The 25682-nt window shown below is 59.8% G+C and carries 23 protein-coding genes; 14 read left to right on the top strand and 9 right to left on the bottom strand.

Features of this window, described 5'->3' with window-relative positions:
* Positions 1 to 185 precede the first annotated feature (185 nt).
* Together FHX15_RS27210 and FHX15_RS27205 are read left to right on the top strand one after the other, a co-directional pair.
* Entirely contained in the window at positions 186 to 644 is a 459-nt protein-coding gene (locus FHX15_RS27210) for a carboxymuconolactone decarboxylase family protein (protein WP_184401461.1), read from the top strand.
* Between the two features lie 159 nt (positions 645 to 803).
* Complete coding sequence (locus tag FHX15_RS27205; protein ID WP_184401460.1) at positions 804 to 1370, top strand: hypothetical protein; 567 nt, start codon at positions 804 to 806, stop codon at positions 1368 to 1370.
* A 41-nt stretch (positions 1371 to 1411) separates the two neighbouring features.
* Here the strand turns inward: FHX15_RS27205 and rhaI are convergent, their stop codons facing one another.
* Entirely contained in the window at positions 1412 to 2704 is a 1293-nt protein-coding gene (rhaI, locus tag FHX15_RS27200) for an L-rhamnose catabolism isomerase (protein ID WP_184401459.1), read from the bottom strand.
* Between the two features lie 50 nt (positions 2705 to 2754).
* Complete coding sequence (locus tag FHX15_RS27195) at positions 2755 to 4851, bottom strand: bifunctional rhamnulose-1-phosphate aldolase/short-chain dehydrogenase (protein WP_184401458.1); 2097 nt, start codon at positions 4849 to 4851, stop codon at positions 2755 to 2757.
* A 209-nt stretch (positions 4852 to 5060) separates the two neighbouring features.
* Between FHX15_RS27195 and FHX15_RS27190 the strand changes: the two genes are divergently transcribed.
* The 12 genes from FHX15_RS27190 to FHX15_RS27135 all read left to right on the top strand — a co-directional run bounded on the left by FHX15_RS27190 (position 5061) and on the right by FHX15_RS27135 (position 18371).
* A complete protein-coding gene (locus FHX15_RS27190) occupies positions 5061 to 5873 on the top strand; it encodes a DeoR/GlpR family DNA-binding transcription regulator (protein WP_184401457.1) in 813 nt (270 codons plus the stop codon).
* A 47-nt stretch (positions 5874 to 5920) separates the two neighbouring features.
* Positions 5921 to 6916, top strand: coding sequence for a rhamnose ABC transporter substrate-binding protein (gene rhaS, locus FHX15_RS27185; RefSeq protein ID WP_184401456.1), 996 nt, complete (start codon positions 5921 to 5923; stop codon positions 6914 to 6916).
* A gap of 72 nt (positions 6917 to 6988) precedes the next feature.
* Positions 6989 to 8524 carry a sugar ABC transporter ATP-binding protein gene (locus tag FHX15_RS27180; protein ID WP_184401455.1) on the top strand — a complete coding sequence of 512 codons (1536 nt, stop codon included), beginning with the start codon at positions 6989 to 6991 and terminating at the stop codon, positions 8522 to 8524.
* A gap of 10 nt (positions 8525 to 8534) precedes the next feature.
* A complete protein-coding gene (locus FHX15_RS27175; protein ID WP_184401454.1) occupies positions 8535 to 9524 on the top strand; it encodes an ABC transporter permease in 990 nt (329 codons plus the stop codon).
* Positions 9521 to 10531, top strand: coding sequence for an ABC transporter permease (locus FHX15_RS27170; protein ID WP_184401453.1), 1011 nt, complete (start codon positions 9521 to 9523; stop codon positions 10529 to 10531). The genes FHX15_RS27175 and FHX15_RS27170 overlap by 4 nt, the downstream gene beginning before the upstream one ends.
* Positions 10528 to 10848: an L-rhamnose mutarotase gene (gene rhaM, locus FHX15_RS27165; RefSeq protein WP_184401452.1), complete on the top strand. Its 321-nt coding sequence runs from the start codon at positions 10528 to 10530 to the stop codon at positions 10846 to 10848. Before FHX15_RS27170 ends, rhaM begins: the two co-directional genes overlap by 4 nt.
* Positions 10845 to 12212, top strand: coding sequence for an FGGY-family carbohydrate kinase (locus FHX15_RS27160; RefSeq protein ID WP_184401451.1), 1368 nt, complete (start codon positions 10845 to 10847; stop codon positions 12210 to 12212). Before rhaM ends, FHX15_RS27160 begins: the two co-directional genes overlap by 4 nt.
* Before the next feature lie 78 nt (positions 12213 to 12290).
* Positions 12291 to 13046: a fumarylacetoacetate hydrolase family protein gene (locus FHX15_RS27155; protein WP_184401450.1), complete on the top strand. Its 756-nt coding sequence runs from the start codon at positions 12291 to 12293 to the stop codon at positions 13044 to 13046.
* Between the two features lie 116 nt (positions 13047 to 13162).
* Positions 13163 to 14047: a helix-turn-helix domain-containing protein gene (locus FHX15_RS27150; protein WP_184401537.1), complete on the top strand. Its 885-nt coding sequence runs from the start codon at positions 13163 to 13165 to the stop codon at positions 14045 to 14047.
* A 162-nt stretch (positions 14048 to 14209) separates the two neighbouring features.
* Entirely contained in the window at positions 14210 to 16372 is a 2163-nt protein-coding gene (locus FHX15_RS27145) for a TonB-dependent siderophore receptor (RefSeq protein WP_184401449.1), read from the top strand.
* A 90-nt stretch (positions 16373 to 16462) separates the two neighbouring features.
* The gene (locus FHX15_RS27140) at positions 16463 to 17242 is read left to right on the top strand and encodes an ABC transporter ATP-binding protein (protein ID WP_184401448.1); all 780 of its coding nucleotides are present in this window, start codon (positions 16463 to 16465) and stop codon (positions 17240 to 17242) included.
* Positions 17243 to 17321: 79 nt separating this feature from the next.
* Entirely contained in the window at positions 17322 to 18371 is a 1050-nt protein-coding gene (locus FHX15_RS27135) for a siderophore-interacting protein (RefSeq protein ID WP_184401536.1), read from the top strand.
* 7 nt (positions 18372 to 18378) lie between these two features.
* Here the strand turns inward: FHX15_RS27135 and mmsB are convergent, their stop codons facing one another.
* The 7 genes from mmsB to FHX15_RS27100 form a co-directional block, all read right to left on the bottom strand.
* A complete protein-coding gene (gene mmsB, locus FHX15_RS27130) occupies positions 18379 to 19260 on the bottom strand; it encodes a 3-hydroxyisobutyrate dehydrogenase (protein ID WP_184401447.1) in 882 nt (293 codons plus the stop codon).
* A gap of 9 nt (positions 19261 to 19269) precedes the next feature.
* On the bottom strand, positions 19270 to 20865 hold the full coding sequence (locus tag FHX15_RS27125) for a GMC family oxidoreductase (RefSeq protein WP_184401446.1): 1596 nt from the start codon (positions 20863 to 20865) through the stop codon (positions 19270 to 19272).
* Positions 20866 to 20974: 109 nt separating this feature from the next.
* Positions 20975 to 21964 (bottom strand): branched-chain amino acid ABC transporter permease, encoded by a 990-nt coding sequence (locus FHX15_RS27120; RefSeq protein WP_184401445.1) that lies wholly within the window; start codon positions 21962 to 21964, stop codon positions 20975 to 20977.
* A gap of 1 nt (position 21965) precedes the next feature.
* Positions 21966 to 22853 carry a branched-chain amino acid ABC transporter permease gene (locus tag FHX15_RS27115; protein WP_184401444.1) on the bottom strand — a complete coding sequence of 296 codons (888 nt, stop codon included), beginning with the start codon at positions 22851 to 22853 and terminating at the stop codon, positions 21966 to 21968.
* 4 nt (positions 22854 to 22857) lie between these two features.
* The gene (locus tag FHX15_RS27110; protein ID WP_184401443.1) at positions 22858 to 23559 is read right to left on the bottom strand and encodes an ABC transporter ATP-binding protein; all 702 of its coding nucleotides are present in this window, start codon (positions 23557 to 23559) and stop codon (positions 22858 to 22860) included.
* Positions 23559 to 24344 (bottom strand): ABC transporter ATP-binding protein, encoded by a 786-nt coding sequence (locus FHX15_RS27105; RefSeq protein WP_184401442.1) that lies wholly within the window; start codon positions 24342 to 24344, stop codon positions 23559 to 23561. The genes FHX15_RS27110 and FHX15_RS27105 overlap by 1 nt, the downstream gene beginning before the upstream one ends.
* A 3-nt stretch (positions 24345 to 24347) precedes the next feature.
* Positions 24348 to 25559 carry an ABC transporter substrate-binding protein gene (locus FHX15_RS27100; RefSeq protein WP_184401441.1) on the bottom strand — a complete coding sequence of 404 codons (1212 nt, stop codon included), beginning with the start codon at positions 25557 to 25559 and terminating at the stop codon, positions 24348 to 24350.
* Positions 25560 to 25682 lie beyond the last annotated feature (123 nt).

The raw sequence follows: 25682 nt of genomic DNA, 5'->3' as shown, positions 1-25682 counted from the left end.
AACCTAGCAGCTATAGCATGAAGCTGGTCAGGCGCGGCGACTTTGACTACGCAGTCGACGTTGCTTCTCATCTTTTTCCTGTTCTCGTCACATTGCCTCGTCCCGATCCGTCAACCCTATGACGAACGAGAGCCGGCGACATGCCGGTCCTGCGTCAAGGGACACACGCTATCAGGAGATTGAACATGCAAGAGAGAATGGGAAATCCAGCCCTCGTCATCCCGGACGCCATGCAGGCGCTCAACGCCCTCGGCAAATTGCCGGCCGCCGTCGGGCTTGCGCCGGGATTTCTGGAAATCATCTATCTGCGCGCCAGCCAGATCAACGGTTGCAGCGTCTGCATCGACGGGCATTGGCGCATCGCCCGCAAACACGGCGAAACCGACGAGCGGCTGTTTGCCGTCGCAGGCTGGCGCGAGGCACCCTATTACCGCGAGGCCGAACGCGCCGCGCTGGCCCTCACCGAGGCCGTCACCCGCCTCAGCGACCGGCCCGATCCGGTGCCGGATGAGGTCTGGGACGAATGCACACGCCATTACGATGGCAAGAGCCTCGCGGCCCTCGTCATCGCAATCGCCAATATCAATGTGTGGAACCGGCTGAACGTCGCCACCCGGCAGGTTGCAGGCCAGTGGAAGCCGTAATTGCATTTCGGGGGTCGCTGCCGTAATTCGCAGCGGCCCCTACTGTCACTATGGTAGCAAAAGAAAGTATCTCCTTATTCAATTCCCGGAAGACATTGCTGAGTTTATAGTTGTGTAGTATTAAATTTACAATCTTATGGATATTGCGAAGGGGACGCAATGGAATTCATAGCCTCGGCATATGCGCAAAGCACCGTTCCATCCTATGAGACTACCGGCCTTAGATTTAGCGATTGGATAGTCATCGGAATTGGGATCGTCATCGCGATCATTTCCTTGATTGTTATCTCGCGGAACATTGCCGTCACCGTTGGGCACGCGATCATATTAGGTGCAGGCGTCGCTCTTGTATGCCTACCCTTCGTGGCCAACTTCGAATGGTCGGATAAAGGCTTCAAATTCGCGCGGCGGGAAGAGACGTCTGAGCTAACCGATCAAGTCGTGAACGTCGCCAAAGAGAACTTGTCGATAAGAGAAGACTTGAAGAAGGTCAGCGAAGCGTTGCAGGCTGCAAATTTACGCATAACAGCTCTGGAAAAGCCGGCCGGCTCACCACCGCCCAATCCTCAGGGCCTCGATGTGGAGCACTATAAAGGGCCAGCATTCTTCGAGGATCTGATCCGGAAGAACGACGCGGGTATTGCAAAAGGCGGCGTCAGTGTCGATCAGCTCCAAAACCTGCAACGATCGATTCAAAACCCCCAGATGTTCAAAGGCGTTCAATAAAGCAAAGCGCGCCGCGCGGGCAGCGCGTTGCTCCATCAAGTTTAGATTATGCCGCCGCCGCCAGAAACGGAAGCGGGGCGCTCGGCGGCTACCTTTTTCCGGTAGCCGCTGGCGCGATAGGTGGCGATCGGATCGATCGCGCCGCCGGCGCGGCGACGAGCTTCGGCGAGGATCGGCTCGACATCGGCGCGGTAGGCGCGCTTCAGCGTTTCGGTAGCCATCAGCGCATCGTTGTCCTGCTGGTAGCCTTCAAGTGCCTTGCGGTCGACGATCAGGGCCTGCGCATAGGCGCGGCGGATTTCGTTGGCGCTGTTGATCAAGCTTTCGATCGGGTCCGTCACGTTGTGCGACTGATCGATCATGTGGGCCGGATGGAAATCATTGACGCCGCGCTCTTCAGCGTCGACGAGCTCATTGAAGACCAGGAACAGGCGATAGGGCTCGATCGCACCGGCGTCGAGGTCGTCATCACCATATTTCGAGTCGTTGAAATGGAAGCCGCCGAGCTTGCCGAACTGGATCAGGCGGGCGACGATCATCTCGATATTGGTATTCGGCGCATGATGGCCGAGGTCGACCAGGCAATAGGCTTTTGGACCAAGCGTCTGGGCGATCAGATAGTTGGTGCCCCAATCCTGCACGACCGTCGAATAGAAGGCCGGCTCGTACATCTTGTGCTCGGAGAAGAGCCGCCAGTCATCCGGCAACGCCTCGTAGATCTCGGCCATCGAGGCGAGATAACGCTCGAAGGCTTTGGTGAAGTTGCTCTGTCCGGGGAAATTGGAACCGTCGCCAATCCAGACGGTCAGCGCCTTGGAGCCCAGCGCCTTGCCGATCTCGATGCATTCGATGTTATGTTCGATCGCCTGTTGCCGGGTCGCCGCGTCCGTGTGACTGAGCGAGCCATATTTATAGGTCAGCTTCTGGCCGGGCGCATCGGAGAAGGTGTTGGAGTTCATCGCGTCGAAGCCGAGACCAAGGGCATCGCCCTTCGCCTTCAGCTCCTTAACATCGCTCTTATCCCAGGGGATATGCAGTGAAACGGTCGGCGTTGCCTGCGTCAGCTGGTTGATGACGGCGCAATCGTCGAGCTTGTCGAAGATGCCGCGCGGCTCGCCGGTGCCTGGGAAACGGGCAAAGCGCGTGCCGCCGGTGCCCACGCCCCAGGATGGCACGGCCACGGTGAATTCCGAAACCTTGCGGGTGATCGCCTCGATATCAACGCCGCGACGGGCGAGTGTAGCGCCGAGCGCTTCGTAGTCAGCCTTCAGCGCAGCATCGCGCTTGTCATTTTCCGTTGCGACCAGATCCGGCGCAATCCTGAATTCAGCCATGTCTTCCTCCCAGAGATTTTGTTGCGGCGGGCAATGCCCGCCGCTCGCTATCAGCGCGTGAAGCTTTGAACATTGCCGGCATCGACATTGATGATATTGCCGGTCGACTTGGCCGAAAGATCGGACGCCAGGAAGTAAACGGCTTCGGCAATGTCTTCCGGAAAGACGTTCAGCTTCAGCATGGAACGCTTGCGGTAATGTTCCTCGAGATCGTCGACCTCGATCTTCGAGGAGGCCGCACGCTGTTCGCGCCATTCGCCGCTCCAGATCTTCGAGCCGCGCAGGACGGCATCCGGATTGACCGTATTGACGCGGATGCCGGCCTCTGCGCCTTCGAGCGCCAGGCAACGGGCAAGGTGGATTTCGGCAGCCTTTGCCGTGCAATAGGCGGCCGCATTCGGCGAAGCGGCAAGGCCATTCTTTGATGCAATGAAGACGACGTTGCCGCCGAGCGCCTGGCGGCGGAACAGGCGGAAAGCCTCACGCGAAACGAGGAAATAGCCGGTCGCCAGAATGTCGATGTTGCGATTCCACGTCGACAGCTCGGTCGTTTCGATCGGTGCCGAAGAAGCGATGCCGGCATTCGAAACGAGGATGTCGATGCCGCCGAACTCGACGCAGGATTCGGCAAAAGAGGCGATCACGCCATCTTCCTTGGTAACGTCGAGCTTCAAAGTGCGCACCGCGTCCGCGCCGTACTTCTTCACGAATTCGGCTTCGGTCGATTCAAGTGCAGCCTGATCGATATCGGCAAGCACCACGCAGGCGCCCTCGCCGACGAGGCGCGCAGCCGTCGCGCGGCCGATACCGCCGGCGCCGCCGGTGACGAAGGCGACCTTACCGGCAAGGCTCTTCGGCTTCGGCATGCGCTGCAGCTTGGCTTCTTCAAGAAGCCAGTATTCGATATCGAAGGCTTCCTGCTCCGGCAGGCCCTGATATTCGGAGACCGTCGAGGAACCGCGCATCACGTTGATGGCGTTGACGTAGAATTCACTGGCGATACGCGCTGTTGCCTTGTCACGGGCAAAGGAGAGCATGCCGACGCCCGGCACAAGGAAGATCACCGGATTGGCATCACGCATAGCAGGCGAATTGTCATGCTTGCAGGCATTATAGTAGCGCGCGTAATCGGCGCGATAATCTTCCAAAGCCTTGTCGAGGCCGGCGATGATGGCGTCGACATCAGGCCTTGCCGGATCGAAATCAACGATCAGCGGACGGATCTTGGTGCGCAGGAAATGGTCAGGGCAGCTGGTGCCGAGCGCGCCGAGCGGACGCAGGTTCTTCGAATTGACGAATTCCAGAACCGCGTCCTGATCATCGAAATGCCCGAGCTTGCGCTCCTGCTTGCCGATACGGCCGCGGATTTCCGGCATCAGGCGGGCGGCTATCGCGCGTCGCTCTACTTCCGGCAGGCTCTGCACGACGGCACCGCCGAAGATCGTCTTGCCCTCGGTCTGGGCGGCGAACCACTCGATTGCCTTGTTGATAATGTCGAGCGTCAGTTCGTAGCAGGCCTTGGCGTCGTCGGCCCAGGTAAAGAGGCCGTGGCTCTCGAGCACGACCCCCTTGGCGTTTGGGTTCGCCTTGACGAAGGCTTCGAGATCGAGGCCGAGTTGGAAACCCGGGCGACGCCAGGGCAGCCAGCCGATCGCCTCACCGAAGACCTGCTTCGTCAATTCCCTGGAATTCTTGGAGGCGGCAATCGCGATAATCGCGTCTGGATGCATGTGGTCGACATGCGCAAAGGGAACGAATCCGTGCAGCGGCGTATCGATCGAAGCAGCGCGGGCGTTCAGGTTGAAGGTGCAGTGCGGCAGGAAGCCGACCATGCGGTCTTCATCCTCGACGCCCTTGTAGATGCCTTTCAGCGATTCCAGCTTGTCCTGATAAAGCGTCGCGAACCCGTCAAGCTTGATCGTACCGACGTCACCGCCGGAGCCCTTAACCCAGAGCACCTTGACCTTTTCGCCAGTCAGGGGATCGGTTTCCATGACCTTGGCTGAGGTATTGCCGCCACCGTAATTGGTGATGCGCTTGTCGGCGCCGAGCAGATTCGAGCGATAGAGAAGCTTGCCGGGCTCGTCGAGGCTCGCCGCATAAGCATCGTCCCACCGGTTCTCGAGAAGTCGAACCTTTGCCGCCATGTCATCCTCCCATATAGGCTTGTGTATAGGCCTGCAGGGCGCTGCGATAAGCACGCCCTTTCGCTCACGATATCGCGCATCAAAACGGCGGTTGTCAATCGAAAACGATCAAATCCGATTATGTTGCATCGCAATATGGAAATATATGATCGTTTCTGATTGACAGCCTTTAACGGATGCGAAATAAATATGACAAGAGGAGGAGCCCAATGCACGAACGCGAACGCCATCGCATTATCTTAAGCGCTGTCCAGGAAAAGTCCGTCGTCACGATTCAGGACATTTCTGAATTGACGGAGGCTTCTGAAGCGACAATCCGGCGCGACATTGCGGCTCTTCACGTTCAGGGCAAGATCCGGCGCGTTCGCGGCGGCGCGGAAGCGGTGCACCCGCCCCAGCTTGGAAATCTTGCGGGGCGCCCGTTCAGGGTTTCAGAATCGGTCAATATCGATAAAAAGCGCTCAATCGCGCGCGCAGCCGTCGATCTCTGCGAGGCGGGCGATGCCATCATCATCAATGGCGGCACGACCACCTTCCAGATGGTGCACTACATGGCCGGCCATCGCATGCAGGTTATGACCAATTCCTTCGCCATCGCAGAACATTTGGTGAAGCACTCCAAGAACACGGTGACTGTGCCGGGCGGCGCGATCTATCGCGAGCAGAGCCTGATCCTGTCGCCCTTCGACAATGACGCGATCCGCAATTTCTATGCGCGGCGCATGTTCATCGGCGCCCAGGGCGTCGGCCCGCTCGGCATCATGGAGGCGGATGCCCTCATCATCCAGAGCGAGCAGAAGCTGATGCACCAGGCCGACGAGCTCGTCGTCATGGTCGATTCTAGCAAATTCAATCGCCGGTCGAGCCTCATTCTTTGCTCGCTCGACCGCGTATCTGTGGTCATCACCGATGACGGCATTTCGGAGGAAGCGGCGCGCATGATCGACAATGCCGGCGTGCGGCTCGTCGTGGCAAGCCCGGTGGCCCAGGCAGTGAAGGAGGATTCCTCGTCGGTCGCATGAGGCGTCGGCGAGGTGTGGAAGTCTAAATCTTAATGGGAGGACATGACATGAAACTTGCAAAGACACTTGCAATCGGTGTGGCTTTTGCCGTTGCCATGATGGCCGGCAGCGCAAGCGCCAAGGACATCAAGATCGGCCTCGTCGTAAAGTCGCTCGGCAACGGCTTCTTCGATGCCGCCAACAAGGGCGCTCAGGAAGCGGCCAAGGAACTCGGCGGCGTGGAGGTCATCTACACTGGCCCGACGACGACGACGGCCGAAGGCCAGATCGAAGTGATCAACTCGCTGATCGCTCAGGGCGTCGACGCCATCGCGATCTCGGCAAACGATCCCGACGCCGTCGTTCCGGCGCTGAAGAAGGCTAGCCAGCGCGGTATCAAGGTTATTTCCTGGGATTCCGGTGTTGCTCCGGAAGGCCGCATCCTGCAGCTCAACCCGTCTTCGAACGAGCTGATCGGCAAGATGTGCCTGACGCTCGCCAAGGATCATCTTGATGGCGGCAAGGGTGACTTCGCCATCCTGTCGGCAACGACGACCTCGACCAACCAGAACATCTGGATCGACCAGATGAAGAAGCAGCTCAAGGATTTCCCGGGCCTGAACCTCGTCACCACCGTCTACGGCGACGACCTCTCGGACAAGTCCTATCGTGAAGCCGAAGGCCTCCTGAAGTCCAACCCGAACGTCAAGGTCATCGTCGCCCCGACAACGGTCGGCGTTCTCGCAGCCTCCAAGGTTGTCGAAGACAAGGGCCTCATCGGCAAGGTCTACGTCACCGGTCTCGGTCTGCCCTCCGAAATGGCTGGCGCGATCAAGTCGGGTGCCACCAAGGAATTTGCCATCTGGAACCCGATTGACCTCGGCTACTCCGCAACCCAAATCGCTTATCACCTTGCAAAAGGTGATGCCGACGGCAAGCCGGGCAGCGAAATCGAAGCCGGCCGCATGGGCAAGATCAAGATTGGCGACAATGGTGAAGCCGCCATGGCCGACCCCTTCGTCTACAATGCCTCGAACATCGACCAGTTCTCCAAGGTCTTCTGATTTCAGGGATCATGAACGGACCCCCGGCGGCTCTGCCGCCGGGCTTCTCTTTCGATGGTGGTAAGCTTGCTGATGACCTCTGCCCTTCAACATCCCGTTGCGGATCAAAAAACCGATGACGCATCCGCCATTCTGGAAATGCGCGGCATCTCGCAAATCTTTCCGGGCGTGAAGGCGCTCGATAATGTCAGCATCGCGCTTTATCCCGGCAAGGTGACGGCACTGATCGGCGAAAATGGCGCCGGCAAGTCGACGCTCGTCAAGATCCTGACTGGCATCTATCGCCCGAACGAGGGCGAGATCATCGTCGACGGCCAGCCGGTACACTTTGCGACGGCGCAGGCGGCCATCGATGCCGGCGTTACCGCCATTCACCAGGAAACCGTGCTCTTCGACGAGCTTTCGGTCGCTGAAAATATCTTCCTCGGTCATGCGCCGCGCACCCGCTGGCGCACGATCGACTGGAGCGAAATGAACAGCCGTGCCAGAACGCTGCTGACCTCGCTCGAAAGCAATATCGATCCGACGATCCGCCTGAAGGACCTCTCGATTGCGCAGCGCCACCTCGTGGCGATCGCCCGCGCTTTGTCGATCGAGGCCCGAATCGTCATCATGGACGAACCGACGGCTGCCCTTTCGCGCAAAGAGATCGACGACCTTTTCCGCATCGTCGAGGGCCTGAAGGCGAGCGGCAAGGCCATCCTCTTCATCAGCCATAAATTCGACGAGCTCTATGAGATCGCCGACAATTACGTGGTCTTCCGCGACGGCCGGGCCGTCGGCCACGGGAGGCTCACGGAAACGCCGCAGGACGAAATCGTCCGCATGATGGTCGGCCGCGACGTCGAAAACGCCTTCCCGAAGATCGAAGTGGCGATCGGCGGGCCGGTGCTCGAAGTCGAAAAATACAGCCATCGCACCGAATTCCGCGACATTTCGCTGACGCTGCGCAAGGGCGAAATCCTTGGCATCTACGGCCTGATCGGCGCCGGACGTTCGGAGCTCGCCCAATCGCTGTTCGGCATCACCAAGCCGCTCTCTGGTAGACTGACGCTTGAAGGCCGGGAGATTTCAGTCAACTCGTCGCATGACGCGATTAAAGCCGGCATCGTCTATGTACCGGAAGAGCGCGGCCGCCATGGCCTGGCGCTTCCCATGCCGATCTATCAGAACATGACCCTACCGTCGCTGCCGCGCACCTCGCGCAAGGGCTTCCTGCAGGCGGCGGAGGAATTCGCGCTCGCCCGCAAATATGCCGAGCGCCTGGACCTGCGTGCTGCTGCCCTGTCCGTACCTGTCGGCACACTATCCGGCGGCAATCAGCAGAAAGTCGTCATCGGCAAGTGGCTCGCCACCAAGCCGAAGGTCATCATCCTCGACGAACCCACCAAGGGTATCGATATCGGCTCGAAGGCTGCCGTCCATGGCTTCATCAGCGAACTTGCGGCCGAAGGACTCTCCATCATCATGATCTCTTCCGAACTGCCCGAGATCATCGGCATGTCGGACCGCGTGCTCGTCATGAAAGAAGGCCTGTCGGCCGGGCTCTTCGAACGCGATCAACTTTCGCCGGAAGCGCTGGTGCGCGCGGCGACCGGAAATGCATGAGGTGACGGGCATGATGAGACTGATCAGAAAACGCGAAACCCTGCTCTTTGCGATCATCGTGGTGATGATTGCAGTGTTCTCGGCGCGCGCAGCCGATTTCGCGACACCGGACAATCTCGCCGGCATCTTCAACGATACGGCAATCCTCATCATCCTGGCGCTTGCACAGATGACGGTGATCCTGACGAAATCGATCGACCTTTCGGTTGCCGCCAACCTCGCCTTCACCGGCATGGCGATCGCGATGATGAATGCTGCATTCCCCGGACTGCCGCTCATCATCCTCATCCTTACAGCAGTCGTGATCGGCGCAGCGCTTGGTTCGATCAACGGCTTCCTCGTCTGGCGGCTCGAAATACCGCCGATCGTCGTCACCCTCGGTACGCTCACCATCTATCGCGGCATGGCCTTCGTGCTCTCGGGCGGCGCCTGGGTAAACGCGCATCAGATGACGCCGACCTTCCTTGCCGTACCTCGCACGCCGATCCTCGGCTTGCCTGTGCTGAGTTGGGTCGCCATCATCATCGTCGCGCTGATGTATATGCTCCTGCGCTACAGCCCGTTCGGCCGCTCGGCCTATGCAACCGGCGGCAATCCGACGGCTGCCATTTATGCCGGTATCGATACGGGCAAGACGAAATTTCTGGCCTTTGTGCTCTCGGGCGCGCTCGCCGGTCTTTCCAGCTATCTCTGGGTTTCCCGTTATGCGGTCGCCTATGTCGATATTGCCAATGGCTTCGAGCTCGACAGCGTCGCGGCCTGCGTGATCGGCGGCATCTCGATTGCCGGCGGTGTCGGTTCGGTCGCCGGCACGGTGCTCGGCGCACTCTTCCTCGGCGTCATCAAGAACGCCCTGCCCGTCATCGGCATTTCGCCTTTCACGCAGATGGCAATCTCAGGAACCGTCATCATTCTCGCCGTCGTCTTCAATGCAAGGCGCGAGCGCAATCGTGGCCGCATCATCCTGCGCGATCGCGCAGCAGCGGAGGTCACAGCATGAGCGCCGTTTCGTCAACACCCGAAAAGCGCGTCATTCCCGATCGCCTCGGCACACCCTTCAAGCGCGTCATGTCAAGCTGGGAAGTGCTGCTCTTCGGTGTGGCCGTCCTGATCTTCATCTTCAATTCCGTGGCCTCGCCCTATTTCCTCGATGCCTGGAACCTGTCTGACGCGACCTTCAACTTCACCGAAAAGGCGATGATCGCCTTTGCAATGGCGTTGCTCGTTATCGCCGGTGAGATCGACCTGTCGGTCGCCGCGATCATCGCGCTTGCTTCCACGGCCATGGGGGCTGCGGCACAGGCCGGCGTCGGAACGCCTGGCCTCGTACTGATCGGCCTCGGTACCGGCCTTCTCTGCGGCATCTTCAACGGCGTGCTCGTTTCCGTATTGAAGCTGCCCTCCATCGTCGTCACCATCGGCACGATGAGCCTCTTCCGCGGCATTTCCTACATCGTGCTCGGCGACCAGGCTTACGGCAAATATCCGCCTGATTTCGCCTATTTCGGCCAGGGTTACGTCGTCTGGGTTTTCTCTTTTGAATTCGTGCTGTTCATCGTGCTGGCGATCCTTTTCGCCATCCTGCTGCATGCCACGAATTTCGGCCGGCAGGTCTATACGATCGGTAACAATGAGTTTGCCGCCCGCTTCTCCGGCATTCCGGTCGAGCGCGTGAAATTCATCCTCTTCCTGCTGACCGGCGTGATGAGCGGTATCGCCGCCGTCTGCCTCACCTCGCGCCTCGGCTCGACCCGCCCGTCGATCGCGCAAGGGTGGGAACTTGAGGTCGTCACCATGGTCGTGCTCGGCGGCATCTCGATCCTCGGCGGTTCCGGCACGATTGGCGGCGTTGTCATCGCCGCCTTCGTCATGGGCCTTGTCACTTTCGGCCTAGGCCTGTTGAACGTGCCGGGCATCGTCATGTCGATCTTCATCGGCTTGCTTTTGATCATCACCATCGCACTCCCGATCATCGCCCGCCGCATCAAAGCCATGAGCGCCAAATGAGCCTGGAAAAACACGCCTTCAAGATGAAGCTCAACCCCGGTATGGAGGCCGAATACAGGAAGCGGCACGATGAGATCTGGCCGGAACTGGTCGATCTGCTGCATCAGTCCGGCGCCAGCGACTATTCGATCCATCTCGACCGCGAGACCAACACGCTTTTCGGCGTGCTGACCCGGCCGCAGGATCACACGATGGCAAGCCTTCCCGAGCATCCCGTCATGAAGAAATGGTGGGCGCATATGGCCGATATCATGGAAACCAATCCGGATAATTCGCCCGTCCAGAGCGACCTCGTCACCGTCTTCCATATGCCATGAGCGCCTATCGCCGCATCGCCGTTCTCGATATCGGCAAGACCAATGCCAAGGTCGTCGTGCTCGACAGCGCAACGGGAAACGAAATCGCTGTCCGCAAGCGGCCGAATACGGTCATCCGCGATGGTCTCTATCCGCATTACGATATCGAAGCGCTCTGGGACTTTACACTTGCCTCGTTGAAAGCCTTTGCCAGCGAACCGGGTTTCGATGCGATTTCGATCACCACGCACGGTGCTGCTGCCGCCTTGCTTGATATTGGCGGCCGGCTCGCCATGCCTGTCATCGACTACGAGCATGAATATCCGCGCGATATTAGCGATGCTTATGATGCACTGCGACCATCCTTTGACGAGACTTTCTCGCCGCGCCTGTCGATGGGGTTGAATATCGGCGCGCAGCTCCACTATCAGCAGACCGCGTTCCCTGCCGAATTCGCCAAAGTCGCAACCATTCTCACCTATGCGCAATACTGGTCGGCGCGGCTAACGGGTGTTGTAGCAAACGAGGCGACCTCGCTCGGTTGTCACACGGACCTCTGGAATCCGAAGACCGGTGCCTATTCCTCGCTGGTCGATACGCTCGCCATTCGCCAGCTGATGGCGCCGATCCATTCGGCCTTCGATGTGCTTGGCCGGGTCCTGCCTGACATTGCTAAGGAAATCGGGCTCTCTGTGCCGGTCTATTGCGGCATCCACGATTCCAATGCATCGCTCTTGCCGCATCTTGTGGCTCGCGAGGCGCCCTTTGCCGTCGTCTCGACCGGTACCTGGGTCATCAATTTCGGCGTTGGCGGCAATCTCGACAACCTCGACGCAAAACGCGATGCACTTGCCAATGTCGATGCCTATGGCCGCGCCGTGCCGTCCTCCCGCTTCATGGGCGGCCGCGAGTTCGAAATCCTTTCGGCCGAGATCGGCCAAGTCAGCGATGCCGCAGCGCATGCCGTTATCGGAGATGTCGTGACGAAGGGCATCATGCTACTGCCAAACGTGGCGCCGGGCTCGGGTCCCTTCCCCGGCAAAGTCAGTCGCTGGATCGGTCCGGAGGCGGCGAGCTGCGAGGAGCGCTATGCTGGCGCCTGCCTTTATCTGGCGCTGATGACGGAAGCCTGTCTCGGGCTAGTCGGTGCAAAAGGCCCGATCATTGTCGAGGGGCCGTTCGCAATGAACGAAACCTATCTCTTCCTGCTCGCCGCCTTGACCGGCCGTGATACGACGGCGCTGCCGGGTTCGACCGGCACCAGCCAGGGCGCCGCCCTACTGACCGGCATCAGACCCGTTTCCGGCACAGGGAAATATTTCACTCCCTCGACGATCCCAGGGCTTTCCGTCTACCGGAAGCGTTGGTACGCCGCGATGGAATAACAGTCTTTCCACGATTGCCCTTGTTCATGCCAGCTGCGCCGCTAGTGTGGCGCCTCTCGATTTGATGGAGGAACCAGCATGAATGAATCGTTCGACCCGCGCGCACTGGCCGCCAAACTCTACGGCCTGCGCCAGGCAGCCAAACAGGAACCGACGAGCGCCTTTGCACTGCCGACCGATCTTCATCGGGCGATGGACGCACAAGATTTCCTGAAGGCTGAGGAAGGGATTGCGAGCAATGCCTGGAAGGTCACGGTCTCGCCCGAGGGGCAGCCGGTGACAGCACCTCTTCATCCCTATGCCGAAGCCGTATCGGGTGCCACCATTGTCTGGCATCCGGGACTGAAATTCGAAACCGAAATTGCCGTTCGCTTCGGCAGGGATCTGCCCTACCGCAAGGAGGCCCCCTACAGCCGTGCCGAAGTGCTGGAAGCGATATCCACCGCCTATCTCGGCGCCGAACTGCTTATCAGCGCGGTCAAGGAAAGCGGTGCTGTCTCCTTCCTTCTCTTCCTCGCGGATCGCCTCGGCAATAGCGGCTATGTGCTCGGCCCCTCCATCGAAAAGAGCTTCATCGATACGGCTGCCAGCACCCCGCTCAAGGTGACCCAAGGCAGCAAGGTGATCTATGACGGTCTTGCCAAACATCCGAAGAGCGATGTCGTCACCTGGCTTGTCGACTACGCCAACGACCCGCTGCGGCCGGAAGGCTCGCTGAAATCGGGCGCACTTGTCACCACAGGTACGCTCAGCGGTGCCGTCGAACTTACCGAGCCCGGTGAAATCGACATCCGCTTTGGCGATAGCGCGCGACTGACTTTCTTTGTCGTCTGATACCGGCATTTTTACCCACCTTCACTCGGTGATTGTCATACCGCTTTGCCTCCTATATTAAACTTGAGTTTATTATGAAGGTTTATTCCGGCCACCGGCTGGAGGCGGAAGTGGAAATGACGTTTCAACCGCGCATGCAGAACAAGATTCACGGCTTTTCCGTCACCAAGGGCGTCGATCGCCGGGTGTGGAACGGCATCGTGGCCGATGTCTGGGATGTGGACTGCGCTCCCCATTCCGGCGGCTACTACGTCTCCCGCGACCCGCGGCTTTTCATTCTCCTCGAAAAGCGCGGGCCGGGCAGTTCGCGGGTGAAGCTCTCGCCGCATGCCTATGGCGCAGTGCAGGATACTGAAAAGCGGCCGATCTCCTACGTGCCGGCTGATATGGAAGTCTGGGCCGATCTCGTGGATGTGCATTCGGTGCGCCATCTCGACATCCATTTCGATGTCGAGACCATCAGCCGAAGGCTCGGCGACGATCTCGATCCACAGCGCCTCGCCAATGCGCAGTTGCTTTTTTTCGACGAGCGCCTGTTGTCGCTCGCCCAGTTGATTGCCGCCGAATGCGTCAATCCGCAGCCGCTGCATGATCTCTATGGCGACGGCCTGTCACTTTCCCTCATTATCGATGTGCTGAAATTGACCAAGATGCAGCCGCGCAAGCGCAGCAGGCTTGCCGCCTGGCAGTTGCGCCGCGCCACCGATTTCATCGAGGAAAACTGCCTGCGCAATATCCGCCTTGAGGAATTGGCAGCGGTCACCGGCCTGTCGCAATCCCATTTCAGCCATGCCTTCAAGGCTTCGACCGGCGTGGCGCCGCATCAGTATCAGACCAATGTCCGTCTCGAGCGCGCAAAACATCTCCTGATCGGCAGCGAGTATCCCTTAACGACCATTGCCGTCGAAACCGGCTTTGCCGATCAGGCCCATTTCACCCGTGTCTTCCGCAAGAATTTGGGCACGACGCCCGCGAGCTGGAAGAAGGCGCAGCTTGCCTGACAGCAACAGGCCCGAGCACTTGCGTGCAGTGCGGAAAATTGCCCAAGAACGTTCAATTTCCACCTGATCGCGACAATCCGCCCAATTAAAATTGAGTTAAACACTCGACTTATTCAAGGCCATTGCGCGGCAGGAAAAGCCGCGGCACGAGTGGGGTAATCTATGCGAGCGCAGACCAAAGGGCTCACCTTCAGGACATATCTATTGGCAGGATCGGCTGTCACCGGCATCATGGCGATCTCTTCCGCCGTTGCCCAAGATGCCAATCCGACGCAACTGGCGCCGATCGTCATCCAGGGCGCCGATGACAGCGCCACAGGACCAGTCAAAGGCTATGTGGCAAAGGGTTCGTCTGCCGGCTCCAAGAGCGATACGCCAATCAAAGAGATCCCGCAGTCGGTCTCTGTCATCGGCAAACAGGAAATGGATGATCACGGCATCACCAATAAAATCGATGAGGCTCTGCTTTACACGCCCGGCGTCACGACCCAGCCCTTCGGCAACGATCCCGACACAGATTGGTTCTATATCCGCGGCTTCAACGCCACACAGACCGGCGTCTTCTTCGACAACCTGAACCTCTTCAGCTACGGCTTCGGCGGTTTCCAGATCGACCCGTTCATGCTGGAACGCGTCGAGGTTCTGAAGGGGCCGGCCTCGGTTCTTTACGGTGGCGCCAATCCGGGCGGCATCATCAATCTCGTGCGCAAGCGCCCGCTCGACGAGCCGCTTTATTACACCGATATCGGTATCAACAGTAACGGCAACGCCTTCACCGGTTTCGACATATCCGACAAGGTTGGCTCCAGCGATACGATGACCTTCCGTATCACCGGCAAGGTCTCCGGCGGCGACAATTACTCGGATTTCTCTCATGATTTCCGCGGCTTCATCATGCCGCAGCTGAAGATCGCACCTGACGATGCAACGAGCTTCAACGTCTGGGCTTATCTCGCAGGCCTCGATCAGGTCCATACCGGCAACGGTTTCTTCCCCTATGTCGGCACGGTCATCGACGCGCCCTTCGGCAAGATCCCGCGCGACGCCTTCTACGGCGAGCCCGATATCGACGACGGCAGTTATATCCAGAAAATGATCGGCTATGAATTCGAACACGAATTCGACAGCGGCGTGAAATTTACCTCGAACCTCCGTTATGGCCGGCTCGACAAGCATGAGCAGGGCCCATACCTCAACGGCTATGTCGGCGGCGTGCCGACAGCACCGGATTACGATCTGGCTCGTATCGGCTTCGAAGGCCGTTCCGGCGTCGATTCCCTCGGCATCGACAATCGCATCGAGGGCGAGGCCGAGTCCGGCGGCGCAACGCATAACCTGCTCGCCGGCATCGACTACAAATATTACCGGTTGGACAATTGGCAGGCCTGCTGCGGCTCCAACCCGATCAGCGCCACCGATCCCGTCTACGGCGCGCCGCAAGAAGCAAATTTCGTTTACGCCGATGGCATCGTCACCATGAAGCAGATCGGCGTCTACGCTCAGGACCGGATCCATTTCGGCGACGGCTGGCTGCTGACGCTGAATGGCCGCTACGACCATGTCGATATCGACTCCGATGCTGCGATCGGCACGAGCTACAGCTTCGATGACGGTGCAGCCAGCGGCCGCGCCGGCCTCGCCTATGAATTCGACAACGGCCTGACCCCCTATGTCAGCGTCGCAAGCTTCTTCAACCCGTTGATCGGCACAGGCATTTCCGGCCCGCTCAAGCCTGAGGAAGGCTATCAGATCGAAGGCGGCGTCAAGTACGAGCCGACCTTCTTCGATGGTGTGATCACGGCCTCGGTGTTCCAGATCGACAAGCGCAACAATGCCGTTACCAATCCGATCACCTTCGAACAGAGCCAGCTCGGCAAGGTGCGTTCGCGCGGCTTCGAACTCGAAAGCAAGGTCAACGTCGACGACAACTGGAAGGTCACGGCCGGCCTCGACTATACCGACATGGAAGTGTTGGAAAACGAAGCCGATCCCCTTCTCGTCGGCAAGTCTCCTTACATCACCCCGAAGGTCAAGGCTTCGCTCTGGGTCGATTACCTGGTTACGACGGGCACGCTGGAAGGTCTGAGCTTCGGCGCCGGCGTTCGGCATCAGGGCTGGTCATGGGCAAACGAAGCCAACACCGAAAAGGTACCGGCAGCGACCGTTTTCGACGCGGCCATCCGCTACGAGAAGGAAAACTGGGCAGCCTCGGTCAACGTCGCTAATCTCTTCGACAAGGAATACGTGTCGGGCTGCCAGGGCCTGACGGTCTGCGGGTACGGCGATGCACGCACGGTCACTTTCAAACTCAGCAAGAAATGGTAAGTTGACTAATCAGGTTTAGTTTTTCAGGAAGCTGCGATAAAGGGAGGGTTCGGCCTTCCCGAGCCTTTGCAGCCAAGCCGGAGTTTTCTCGTGTCTACGCCTTTCCTAAACCTCACAGGCATCGACTATGCCATCGGCGCCCGGGCCATCCTCAATGGTATCGATCTGACGCTCGAGGCCGGTCGCATCTATGGCCTGGTCGGCCCGAACGGCTCGGGCAAGAGCACGCTTTTGAAGATCATCGCCCGGCAGATCGCGCCGAACAACGGCTCGATCTCCTTTGACGGCAAGACGGCCGCCGAGTGGGGCAGCCGTGCCTTCGCCCGCCATGTCGCCTATATGCCGCAATTCACCCCTGCAACCGACGGCATGACCGTGCGCGAACTGGTGGCGCTCGGCCGTTTCCCCTGGCACGGCACCCTTGGCCGCTTCAGCGCTGTTGATCGCGACATGGTCGAGGAAGCAATCGTCCGCACCGAGCTTGACGACTTTGCAGATCGCCTCGTCGCCACTATGTCCGGCGGCGAGCGCCAGCGCGCCTGGATCGCCATGATGCTTGCCCAGAATGCCCGCTGCCTGCTGCTCGACGAGCCGACCTCGGCGCTTGATCTCGCGCATCAGGCGAGCGTGCTGTCGCTGGTGCAGGGCCTCAGCCATGAACGCGGACTGACCGTTATTATCGTGCTGCACGACATCAATCTCGCCGCGCGTTATTGCGACGCGATCATCGCGCTCAACCGCGGCCGCATCAGCGCCGAAGGCACGCCCGCCGATATCATGCAAGCCGACATGCTGCAGTCGATCTTCGGCGTCGGCATGGGCGTTTTCCTGCATCCGGTTCGCAACGAGCCCGTCAGCTATCTGTTGTAAGCCGCTATGACCGGTGCAGCAGCCACGGCTGGCTGGCCTCTGCCCGATATTCTGTGTTCTCTCAAAAGGACGTCAAACAATCATGGCTGAACGGTTTACTGCATCCGGCATAGCAATTGCGGTCGACCCCGAGATGCTGCTCGATGAGCTTTGCTCGCATTTCGTCGAACACAGTACCGTCAAGCGCGACGGCGATCTGGTGACGCTGGAGATGATCACCGGCAAGGCCGATATCCGTCGTAAGGACCGCAAGCTTGCAATCGAGCTTTCCTGCAGGAGTGCGCGGGCGCTTCAGACTGTGCGTTCGGTGCTGGCTGAGCATCTGTTCCAGTTTGCCGGCGATGACAGGCTGGAACTCGCCTGGTCGGATGCGCCGAAAGCAGACCGCCTGCCGGACCTGCGGGAAATCCGCGTGGTTGGCGCCCGCAATATCAGCCCGCATATGCGCCGGGTGACCGTTGCCTGTGACGACGCTAAACATTTCGCTCACGGCGGATTGCATTTCCGCCTGCTCATCCCGCCGAAGGGCCGCATGCCCGTCTGGCCGAAACTGCGCTCAGACGGCCGCATCGAATGGGCGAAGGACGAAGATGCACTGACCGTGCGCATTTATACATTCCGCCGCATCGATCTCGAGCGCGGCGAAATCGATATCGATTTCGTGCTGCACCAAGGCGTGAATATGCCCGGGGCCGAATGGGCTGTAAATGCCAAGCCGGGCGATATCGCCGGCGCGCTTGGCCCCGGTGGCGGGGGTGTCCCCGATGCGAGGACGATGATCCTTGCCGGCGACGAGACGGCCCTGCCCGCCGTTTCCCGCATTGCTGCCGAGGTTCCGGCGGGGACGCAGCTGCGCATCTTCCTCGAAGTCGACGGCCCAGCGGAAGAACTTTCCCTGCCATCGGCAGGCACGGTAGACCTTACCTGGATGCATCGCAACGGCAGGCCTGCCGGGACGATGGGTCTCATCGAAGGCGCAATCAGGAATGCGCTGGCAGAGGCAGATGGCGATACATTTGTCTGGGCCGGTTGCGAACGCTCCGAGGCCAAGCGCATCCGCGATTTCCTCAAGACCGAGCGTGGCCACGACCGCCACAAGATGAGCATCGGCGCCTACTGGGAGCGTTAGGCGCTCCTTAGAGCTTCTCGCGGAACATCTCGATGATGGCGGAGAAATCCTTGCCGCCATTGCCGAGCTTTTCAAAGAGCGCGTAGAGCTGTGCAGCCTCCGCACCAAGTGGTGTCGAGGCACCGCTCGCCAGTGCTGCCTCCTGCGAGAGCCTCAGATCCTTCAGCATCAGCGCTGCGGCAAAGCCCGGCTTGTAGTCGTTGTTGGCAGGCGAGGTTGGCACCGGCCCCGGTACCGGGCAATAAGTATTGATCGACCAGCACTGGCCGGATGAGGTGGAGGCGACATCAAAGAGCGCCTGATGCGACAGGCCGAGCTTTTCGGCAAGCACGAAGGCCTCGCAAACGCCGACCATCGAAATGCCGAGGATCATATTGTTGCAGATCTTCGCCGCCTGCCCGGCACCTGCCTCCCCGCAATGGACGATCTTCTTGCCCATAGCCTCCAGGATCGGCTTCGCTTTGACGAAGGCCTCTTCGGAACCTCCAGCCATGAAAGTCAGCGTGCCGGCGCTTGCCCCACCCGTGCCGCCGGAGACCGGGGCATCGAGCGAGAGGCAGCTTGCGGCCTTTGCCATCTCGTGTGCCCTGCGGCTGCTTTCGACATCGATCGTCGAGCAGTCGATGACGAGCGTGCCCTGCGCGGTCGACTGAAGGATATCGGTCCAGGCCGTCAGCACGTTCTTGCCCTGCGGCAGCATGGTGATGACGATCTCGGCGTCCTTGACCGCCTGGCTCGCATGACTTGCCGGCTTCACGCCGCTTGCCTCCGCCAGCTTCAGTAGTGGTGCCGCCAGGTCAAAGCCCAGAACCTCGTGGCCAGCCTTGACGAGATTGGCGGCCATCGGGCCGCCCATATTGCCGAGGCCGATGAATGCGATCCTTCCCATGGTCGTCTCCTATCTGTTGTCTTCCAGGATCATGGCTGCCGCCTTTTCGGCGATCATGATCGTCGGCGAATTGGTATTGCCCGAAGTGATGGCCGGCATCACCGAGGCATCCGCAATCCTGAGCTTGCCAAGAGCCCGCAGCCTCAGCCGCGGGTCGACCACGCTGTCTCTGTCGACGCCCATGCGGCAGGTGCCGACGGGATGAAAGATCGTCGTGCCGATATCGCCCGCTGCTTTCTCCAACTCCGCCTCGTTCTGATAGCTCGGTCCCGGTTTGAACTCTTGCGGGTGGAAGCGGGCGAAGGCGGGCTGTGCCACGATCCGGCGCGTCAGCTTTATCGAACGAACAGCTATGTCGCGATCGCGCTGCGTCGAGAGGTATTTTGGCGCAATGACGGGCTGGGCGGCAAAATCCGGGCTGGAGACATGGACGGAACCGCGGCTTTCCGGCCGCAGATTGCAGACACTCGCCGTGATCGCCGGAAAGGGGTGGACTGGATCTCCGAACCTCTCCAGCGAAACCGGCTGAACATGATACTGCAGATCAGGCGTTTCCTTGTCGGGACCGGAGCGGGTAAAGATACCGAGCTGGCTCGGCGCCATCGCCATCGGACCGGAGCGGCGCAGGAGATATTCAAGCCCGATCGCCGCCTTGCCGATCAGCTTAGACGCCTTTTCGTTGAGCGTCGGCACACCGGTGACCTTGTAGGCAAGCCGAAGCTGCAGGTGGTCCTGCAGGTTTTCACCGACGCCCTTCACTTCCCTCACCACATCGATGCCCGCCTGCTGCAGTACCTCGCCACGACCGACGCCTGACAATTCTAGAATATGCGGCGAACCAATTGAGCCGGCCGACAACACCGTTTCCTTCGCGGCATAGGCCCGCTTTGCCGTGCCACCGTGTTGAAACTCGACGCCGATGACAGTTCCCTCCTCGACCAACAGCCGCCGCACCTGCGCCTTGGTCCGCACCGTCAGATTGCCGCGCCTCATGGCCGGGCGCAGAAAGGCCTTCGTCGCATTCCAGCGAATGCCGGAGCGTTGATTGACATCGAAATACCCCGAACCCTCGTTGCTGCCACGGTTGAAATCCGCCGTTTCGGGAATGCCGGCCTCCTTAGCGGCCTGTTGGAAAGCGTCGAGTACATCCCAACGTACCCGCGCCTTTTCCACGCGCCATTCGCCACCGACGCCATGCAGCTCGTCTTCGCCCTTGTAATGATCCTCGGACTTGCGGAAAAAGGGCAGCACGTCATCCCAGCCCCAGCCAATGCAGCCCATCTGCCGCCAGAGATCGTAATCACGAGCCTGTCCACGCATGTAGATCATGCCGTTGATCGAGGAGCAGCCGCCAAGCACCTTGCCGCGCGGATAGTTCAGCGCCCGTCCGTTCAGCCCGTCCTCGGGCGCGGTGGTAAAACACCAGTCGGTGCGCGGATTGTTGATGCAATAGAGATAACCGACAGGAATATGGATCCAGTGGTAGTTGTCGTTGCCGCCCGCCTCCAGTAGCAGAACCCTGGTGTTGCCGTCGACCGACAGCCGGTTTGCGAGCACGCAGCCGGCGCTGCCGGCGCCGATGATAATATAGTCGTAGCGATCCATGGATCGTGCACTCCGAAATGGCTGCGTCCCGCCTCCCCGGGTCGGGGAAGCGGGATTTCGCGCCGCCGCTGCACATCTTCTCCCATTGCAGGAGAAGTGGTCCGCCCGTTCAGCGACGATAGACAAACCCCAACTTACGCCCAAGCCGCGAGGCGTAGAACTCACCAATGATGCCGCGGCGGAAGATCAGCACGCAGATCATGAAGACGATGCCGGTGATGATGGTCACCGGAAATTCCGAAGTCGCGAGATAATTTTCCAGCGTCACGACGAGGGCCGCACCGAAGGTCGGACCGATCAAGGTGCCGATACCGCCGAGCAGCGTCATCAGGATCACCTCCCCCGACATCTGCCAGGCGACATCCGTCAGTGTCGCGAACTGGAAGACCAGCGCCTTGGCGGATCCGGCAAGCCCGGCAAGCGCTGCCGACATGACGAATGCGCCGAGCTTGTAGCGCGCCACGGAATAGCCGAGCGAGATCGCCCGCTGCTCGTTCTCCCGGATCGATTTCAGGATCATCCCAAAAGGCGAATTGATGAAGCGCCAGATGATCAGAAGCCCGATCACGAACACCGCCAGCACGAAATAATACATATTGGTCGAGCTGTTCAGATCGATGAAGCCGAAGAGATGACCGCGCGGCACCGACTGGATACCATCCTCACCTTCGGTGAATTTTGCCTGCAGGCAGAAGAAGAAGAACATCTGCGACAGCGCCAGCGTGATCATGGCGAAATAGATGCCCTGCCGGCGGATCGCGAAGAAACCCATGATGAGGCCGAGCACAGTCGCCCCAAGCACGCCGACGAGGATGCCAAGCTCCGGCGGGAAGCCCCAGGATTTCACCGTATAGGCGGTGAAATAGGCCGCCCCGCCGAAGAAGGTCGCATGACCGAAGGAAAGCAGGCCGGTATAGCCGAGCAGCAGGTTGAAGGCGCAGGCAAAGAGCGCGAAGCAGAGCAGCTTCATCAGGAAAATTGGATAGAAGAAGAAGGGCGCAAGCAACAGAAGCAGGAGCCCGATGATCAGGAAACCGGCCTGCACCGAAAGGGCAGTGCGGCTCTTTTCCGTTCGGATCGTTTCGGTGATGTCGGCCATGTCACGCATCCCGTCCGAAAAGGCCCGCCGGCCTGATGAGAAGCACGATCGCCATGATGACGAAGATGACGATATTGGAGGCTTCCGGATAGAAGACCTTCGTCAGACCTTCCGCGATGCCCAGCACATAGCCTGTGATGATGGCGCCCATGATCGAGCCCATGCCGCCGACGACGACAACCGCGAAGACGACGATGATCATGTTGGAGCCCATCAGGGGCGAAACCTGGTAGATGGGCGCGGCGAGCACTCCGGCAAAGGCGGCAAGGCCGGCCCCGAGTGCATAAGTGAGGGTCAAAAGGACCGGCACGTTAACCCCGAAGGCTTGGACGAGAGTGGCATTTTCCGTCGCCGAGCGCAGATAGGCACCAAGCTTTGTCTTTTCAATCAGCAGCCAGGTGCCGATGCAGACGACGAGCGAAACGATCACCACCCAGCCGCGATAGATCGGCAGAAACATGAAGCCGAGATTCACGGCGCCGGCTAGCGCCGGCGGCGTCGCATAGGGCTGGCCCGACGAGCCGTAGAGATAGCGGAATGTGCCCTCGACGGCGAGTGCCAGGCCGAAGGTGAAAAGCAGGCCGTAGAGCGGATCGAGATCATAGAGCCGGTGCAGAAAGAGCCGCTCTATGACAGCCCCGGCAAGGCCGACGATGACCGGCGCCAAGATCAGTGTCGGCCAATAGCCGATGCCGAGATAATTCAACAGCAGATAGGCGACGAAGGCGCCGAGCATGTATTGGGCACCATGCGCGAAATTGATAACGCGCAGCAGCCCGAAAATGATCGCAAGGCCGAGGCTTAAGAGAGCGTAGAAAGATCCGTTGATCAGGCCGATCAGCAGCTGACCGAACAGCGCCTGCATGGGAATGCCGAAGATCGTCGTCATCGCGTCACACTCCCAGAACCTTGTGCAGCACATCCATGCGCTGCGGCAGCTCGCCGACCGGGAATTCCGAGACCATCTGGCCATGATCCATCAGATAGAAGCGATCGGCAATACGGCTTGCGAACCGGAAATTCTGTTCGACGAGCACGATCGTCATGCCGCGCTCCTTCAGCGTCTTCAGAATCTCGCCGATGCGCTGCACGATGACAGGCGCTAGTCCCTCAGTCGGCTCATCGAGCAGCAGCAGACGCACGCCGGTCCGCAGGATACGGGCGATCGCCAGCATCTGCTGTTCGCCGCCGGAGAGCTTCGTGCCCGAACTCGTGCGCCGCTCGTAGAGGTTCGGAAAAAGTGCGTAGATTTCCTCAAGGCTCATGCCGCCGGGGGCGACGACGGGCGGCAGCAGCAGGTTTTCCGAAACTGTCAGTGTCGAGAATATGCCGCGTTCTTCGGGAACGAAGCCGATGCCCTTATGCGCCGTCTTGTGCAGCGGCACCTGCATCATATCGGTGCCGGCGAAGCTGATCCTTCCCTTTCGGGCCCGCACGATGCCGGTGATGGTGCGCAGCGTCGTCGTCTTGCCGACACCGTTGCGGCCGAGGATCGTCACCGTTTCGCCCTCGCCGACCGTCATGTCGATGCCGTGCAGGATGTGGCTTTCGCCATACCAGGCATTCAGCCCCTGGACTTCGAGAAGGGCGGCCATCAGTGGTATTCCTCCGTGCCCATATAGGCCTGGCGGACGCGCTCGTCCTGGCTGACGGCCGCATAATCGCCTTCGGCGAGGATCTCGCCACGCTGCAGCACGGTGACATGCTGGCAGATATTGGCAACGACCGAGAGATTATGCTCGACCATCAAGACCGCCCGGTCGCGCGCAACATCGCGGATAATGGCGGAGACGACGCTGATATCCTCCTGGCCCATGCCAGCCATCGGCTCGTCGAGGAGCAGCACTTTCGGGTCGAGCGCCAGCGTGGTCGCAATTTCCAGCACCCGCTTGCGGCCATAGGAAAGATCGGCAGCAATGTGATCGCGCTCTTTGGAAAGCCCGACGCTTGCAAGCAATTGTTCGGCCCGCTCGTTCAGGCTGTCGAGCGCCGAAAGCGGTCGCCAGAACTGCGTGGAGAGATTGTTCGGCCGCTGCAAGGCGACCCGCACATTGTCGAGCACTGTCAAATGCGGAAAGACCGCGGAAATCTGGAAGGAGCGGACGAGGCCCATGCGCGCCACCCTGTCCGGCGGCGTCCTGGTAATATCCGTGCCCATCAGCATGATCGTGCCCGATGTCGGCTGCAGGAACTTGGTGAGCAGGTTGAACACTGTCGTCTTGCCGGCGCCGTTCGGCCCGATCAGCGCGTGGACGCTGGCATCATGGACATCGAGATCGACATTCTTGACGGCGGTGAAGCCGCCGAAATCACGCCGCAGGCCGCGGGCAGAAAGCACCACCCGCGGCTTGGCCTTAGTTTCAAACGCGGAGACCGCCATATCCTATTTCACCAGATCGCAGCCGCTCTTGGCGGGGTCGATATAGGCTTCCTTGCCCGGGATGGTCGCGAGGACGTTGAAATAGTCCCACGGCTCCTTGCTTTCCGCCGGCTTCTTGACCTGCAGCAAGTACATATCGTGGATCATGCGGCCGTTCGGCCCGACCGTGCCGCCACGGCCGAAAACGTCGTCGACGGGCATCGCGTGAAGTTGCTTGGAGACGGCTTCGGTTTCGTCAGTGCCCGCCTTCTGGATCGCCTTCAGATATTGCATAACGGCCGAATAGGTGCCGGCATGGATCATGTTCGGCATCTTGCCGGTGCGCGCAAAGAACTTCTTGCCGAATTCCCGGCTCTGGTCATCGCGGTTCCAGTAATAGCCTTCCGTCAGCGTCAGGCCCTGCGCGGCCTCCATGCCGAGGCCGTGGACCTCGGCGAGCGTGAAGAGCAGCGCCGCCAAGTGCTGGCCGCCCTGGGTAATGCCGAATTCGGCGGCCTGCTTGATGGCGTTCGACGTATCGAGGCCGGCATTGGCAAGACCGATGACCTTGGCGCCGGACGATTGGGCCTGCAGCAGGAAGGACGAGAAGTCCTGGGTCGACAAGGGATGGCGCACCGAACCGACGACCGTGCCGCCGCTCGCCTTCACATAATCGGTAGTCTGCTGTTCCAGCGAGTAGCCGAAGGCATAATCCGCCGTCAGGAAAAACCAGCTGTCGCCGCCCTGTTTGACCAGCGCGCCGCCGGTGCCGACGGCCAGAGCATGAGTGTCATAGGCCCAATGGAAGCCGTAGGGTGAACAGGCCTTGCCGGTGAGATCCGTGGTCGCCGCACCGGTGACGATGTCGATCTTCTTCTTTTCCTTGGCAATGGCCTGTACCGCAAGCGCCACAGAAGAGGTCGTCAGCTCCATGATGGCATCGACCTGTTCGGTGTCATACCACTGGCGGGCGATGTTGGAGGCGATATCAGGCTTGTTCTGGTGGTCGGCATTCACGATCTCGATTGGCATGTCGAGCACTTTGCCGCCGAAATCCTCGACAGCCATCTTTGCTGCCTCGACAGAGGATTTGCCGCCGAAGTCGGCATAGACGCCCGACTGGTCGTTCAGAATCCCGATCTTGACCTTACCATCGGAAATGGCTGCGCTCTGGGCAAACACGGCAGTGCTGCTTGCAAGCAAAAATGCAACGGACGCAATGAAATTCTTTCGCATAGTCTCTCCTCCCAGAGATTGGCCAGATTGCGAATCTGTTCAAATTTGGCGACCCGCCCTCCTCAAAGCGGTCGTTTCGCCCCTACGATCACGGAATTTCCTTCACGAGGCAACTGCCGGTTT

This window comes from Rhizobium sp. BK650 (genome assembly GCF_014195325.1).
Classification (GTDB): Bacteria; Pseudomonadota; Alphaproteobacteria; order Rhizobiales; family Rhizobiaceae; genus Rhizobium.
The sequence above is the reverse complement of the archived record's forward strand: the minus strand, read 5'-3'. Positions and strand labels throughout refer to the sequence as shown.

What these genes read in the sequence shown, in the direction of transcription:
- FHX15_RS27210 (WP_184401461.1), top strand. Translation starts at nt 186, where the DNA reads ATGCAAGAGAGAATGGGAAATCCAGCCCTCGTCATCCCGGACGCCATG.
- FHX15_RS27205 (WP_184401460.1), top strand. Translation starts at nt 804, where the DNA reads ATGGAATTCATAGCCTCGGCATATGCGCAAAGCACCGTTCCATCCTAT.
- rhaI (WP_184401459.1), bottom strand. Translation starts at nt 2,704, where the DNA reads ATGGCTGAATTCAGGATTGCGCCGGATCTGGTCGCAACGGAAAATGAC.
- FHX15_RS27195 (WP_184401458.1), bottom strand. Translation starts at nt 4,851, where the DNA reads ATGGCGGCAAAGGTTCGACTTCTCGAGAACCGGTGGGACGATGCTTAT.
- FHX15_RS27190 (WP_184401457.1), top strand. Translation starts at nt 5,061, where the DNA reads ATGCACGAACGCGAACGCCATCGCATTATCTTAAGCGCTGTCCAGGAA.
- rhaS (WP_184401456.1), top strand. Translation starts at nt 5,921, where the DNA reads ATGAAACTTGCAAAGACACTTGCAATCGGTGTGGCTTTTGCCGTTGCC.
- FHX15_RS27180 (WP_184401455.1), top strand. Translation starts at nt 6,989, where the DNA reads ATGACCTCTGCCCTTCAACATCCCGTTGCGGATCAAAAAACCGATGAC.
- FHX15_RS27175 (WP_184401454.1), top strand. Translation starts at nt 8,535, where the DNA reads ATGATGAGACTGATCAGAAAACGCGAAACCCTGCTCTTTGCGATCATC.
- FHX15_RS27170 (WP_184401453.1), top strand. Translation starts at nt 9,521, where the DNA reads ATGAGCGCCGTTTCGTCAACACCCGAAAAGCGCGTCATTCCCGATCGC.
- rhaM (WP_184401452.1), top strand. Translation starts at nt 10,528, where the DNA reads ATGAGCCTGGAAAAACACGCCTTCAAGATGAAGCTCAACCCCGGTATG.
- FHX15_RS27160 (WP_184401451.1), top strand. Translation starts at nt 10,845, where the DNA reads ATGAGCGCCTATCGCCGCATCGCCGTTCTCGATATCGGCAAGACCAAT.
- FHX15_RS27155 (WP_184401450.1), top strand. Translation starts at nt 12,291, where the DNA reads ATGAATGAATCGTTCGACCCGCGCGCACTGGCCGCCAAACTCTACGGC.
- FHX15_RS27150 (WP_184401537.1), top strand. Translation starts at nt 13,163, where the DNA reads ATGACGTTTCAACCGCGCATGCAGAACAAGATTCACGGCTTTTCCGTC.
- FHX15_RS27145 (WP_184401449.1), top strand. Translation starts at nt 14,210, where the DNA reads ATGCGAGCGCAGACCAAAGGGCTCACCTTCAGGACATATCTATTGGCA.
- mmsB (WP_184401447.1), bottom strand. Translation starts at nt 19,260, where the DNA reads ATGGGAAGGATCGCATTCATCGGCCTCGGCAATATGGGCGGCCCGATG.
- FHX15_RS27125 (WP_184401446.1), bottom strand. Translation starts at nt 20,865, where the DNA reads ATGGATCGCTACGACTATATTATCATCGGCGCCGGCAGCGCCGGCTGC.
- FHX15_RS27120 (WP_184401445.1), bottom strand. Translation starts at nt 21,964, where the DNA reads ATGGCCGACATCACCGAAACGATCCGAACGGAAAAGAGCCGCACTGCC.
- FHX15_RS27115 (WP_184401444.1), bottom strand. Translation starts at nt 22,853, where the DNA reads ATGACGACGATCTTCGGCATTCCCATGCAGGCGCTGTTCGGTCAGCTG.
- FHX15_RS27110 (WP_184401443.1), bottom strand. Translation starts at nt 23,559, where the DNA reads ATGGCCGCCCTTCTCGAAGTCCAGGGGCTGAATGCCTGGTATGGCGAA.
- FHX15_RS27105 (WP_184401442.1), bottom strand. Translation starts at nt 24,344, where the DNA reads ATGGCGGTCTCCGCGTTTGAAACTAAGGCCAAGCCGCGGGTGGTGCTT.
- FHX15_RS27100 (WP_184401441.1), bottom strand. Translation starts at nt 25,559, where the DNA reads ATGCGAAAGAATTTCATTGCGTCCGTTGCATTTTTGCTTGCAAGCAGC.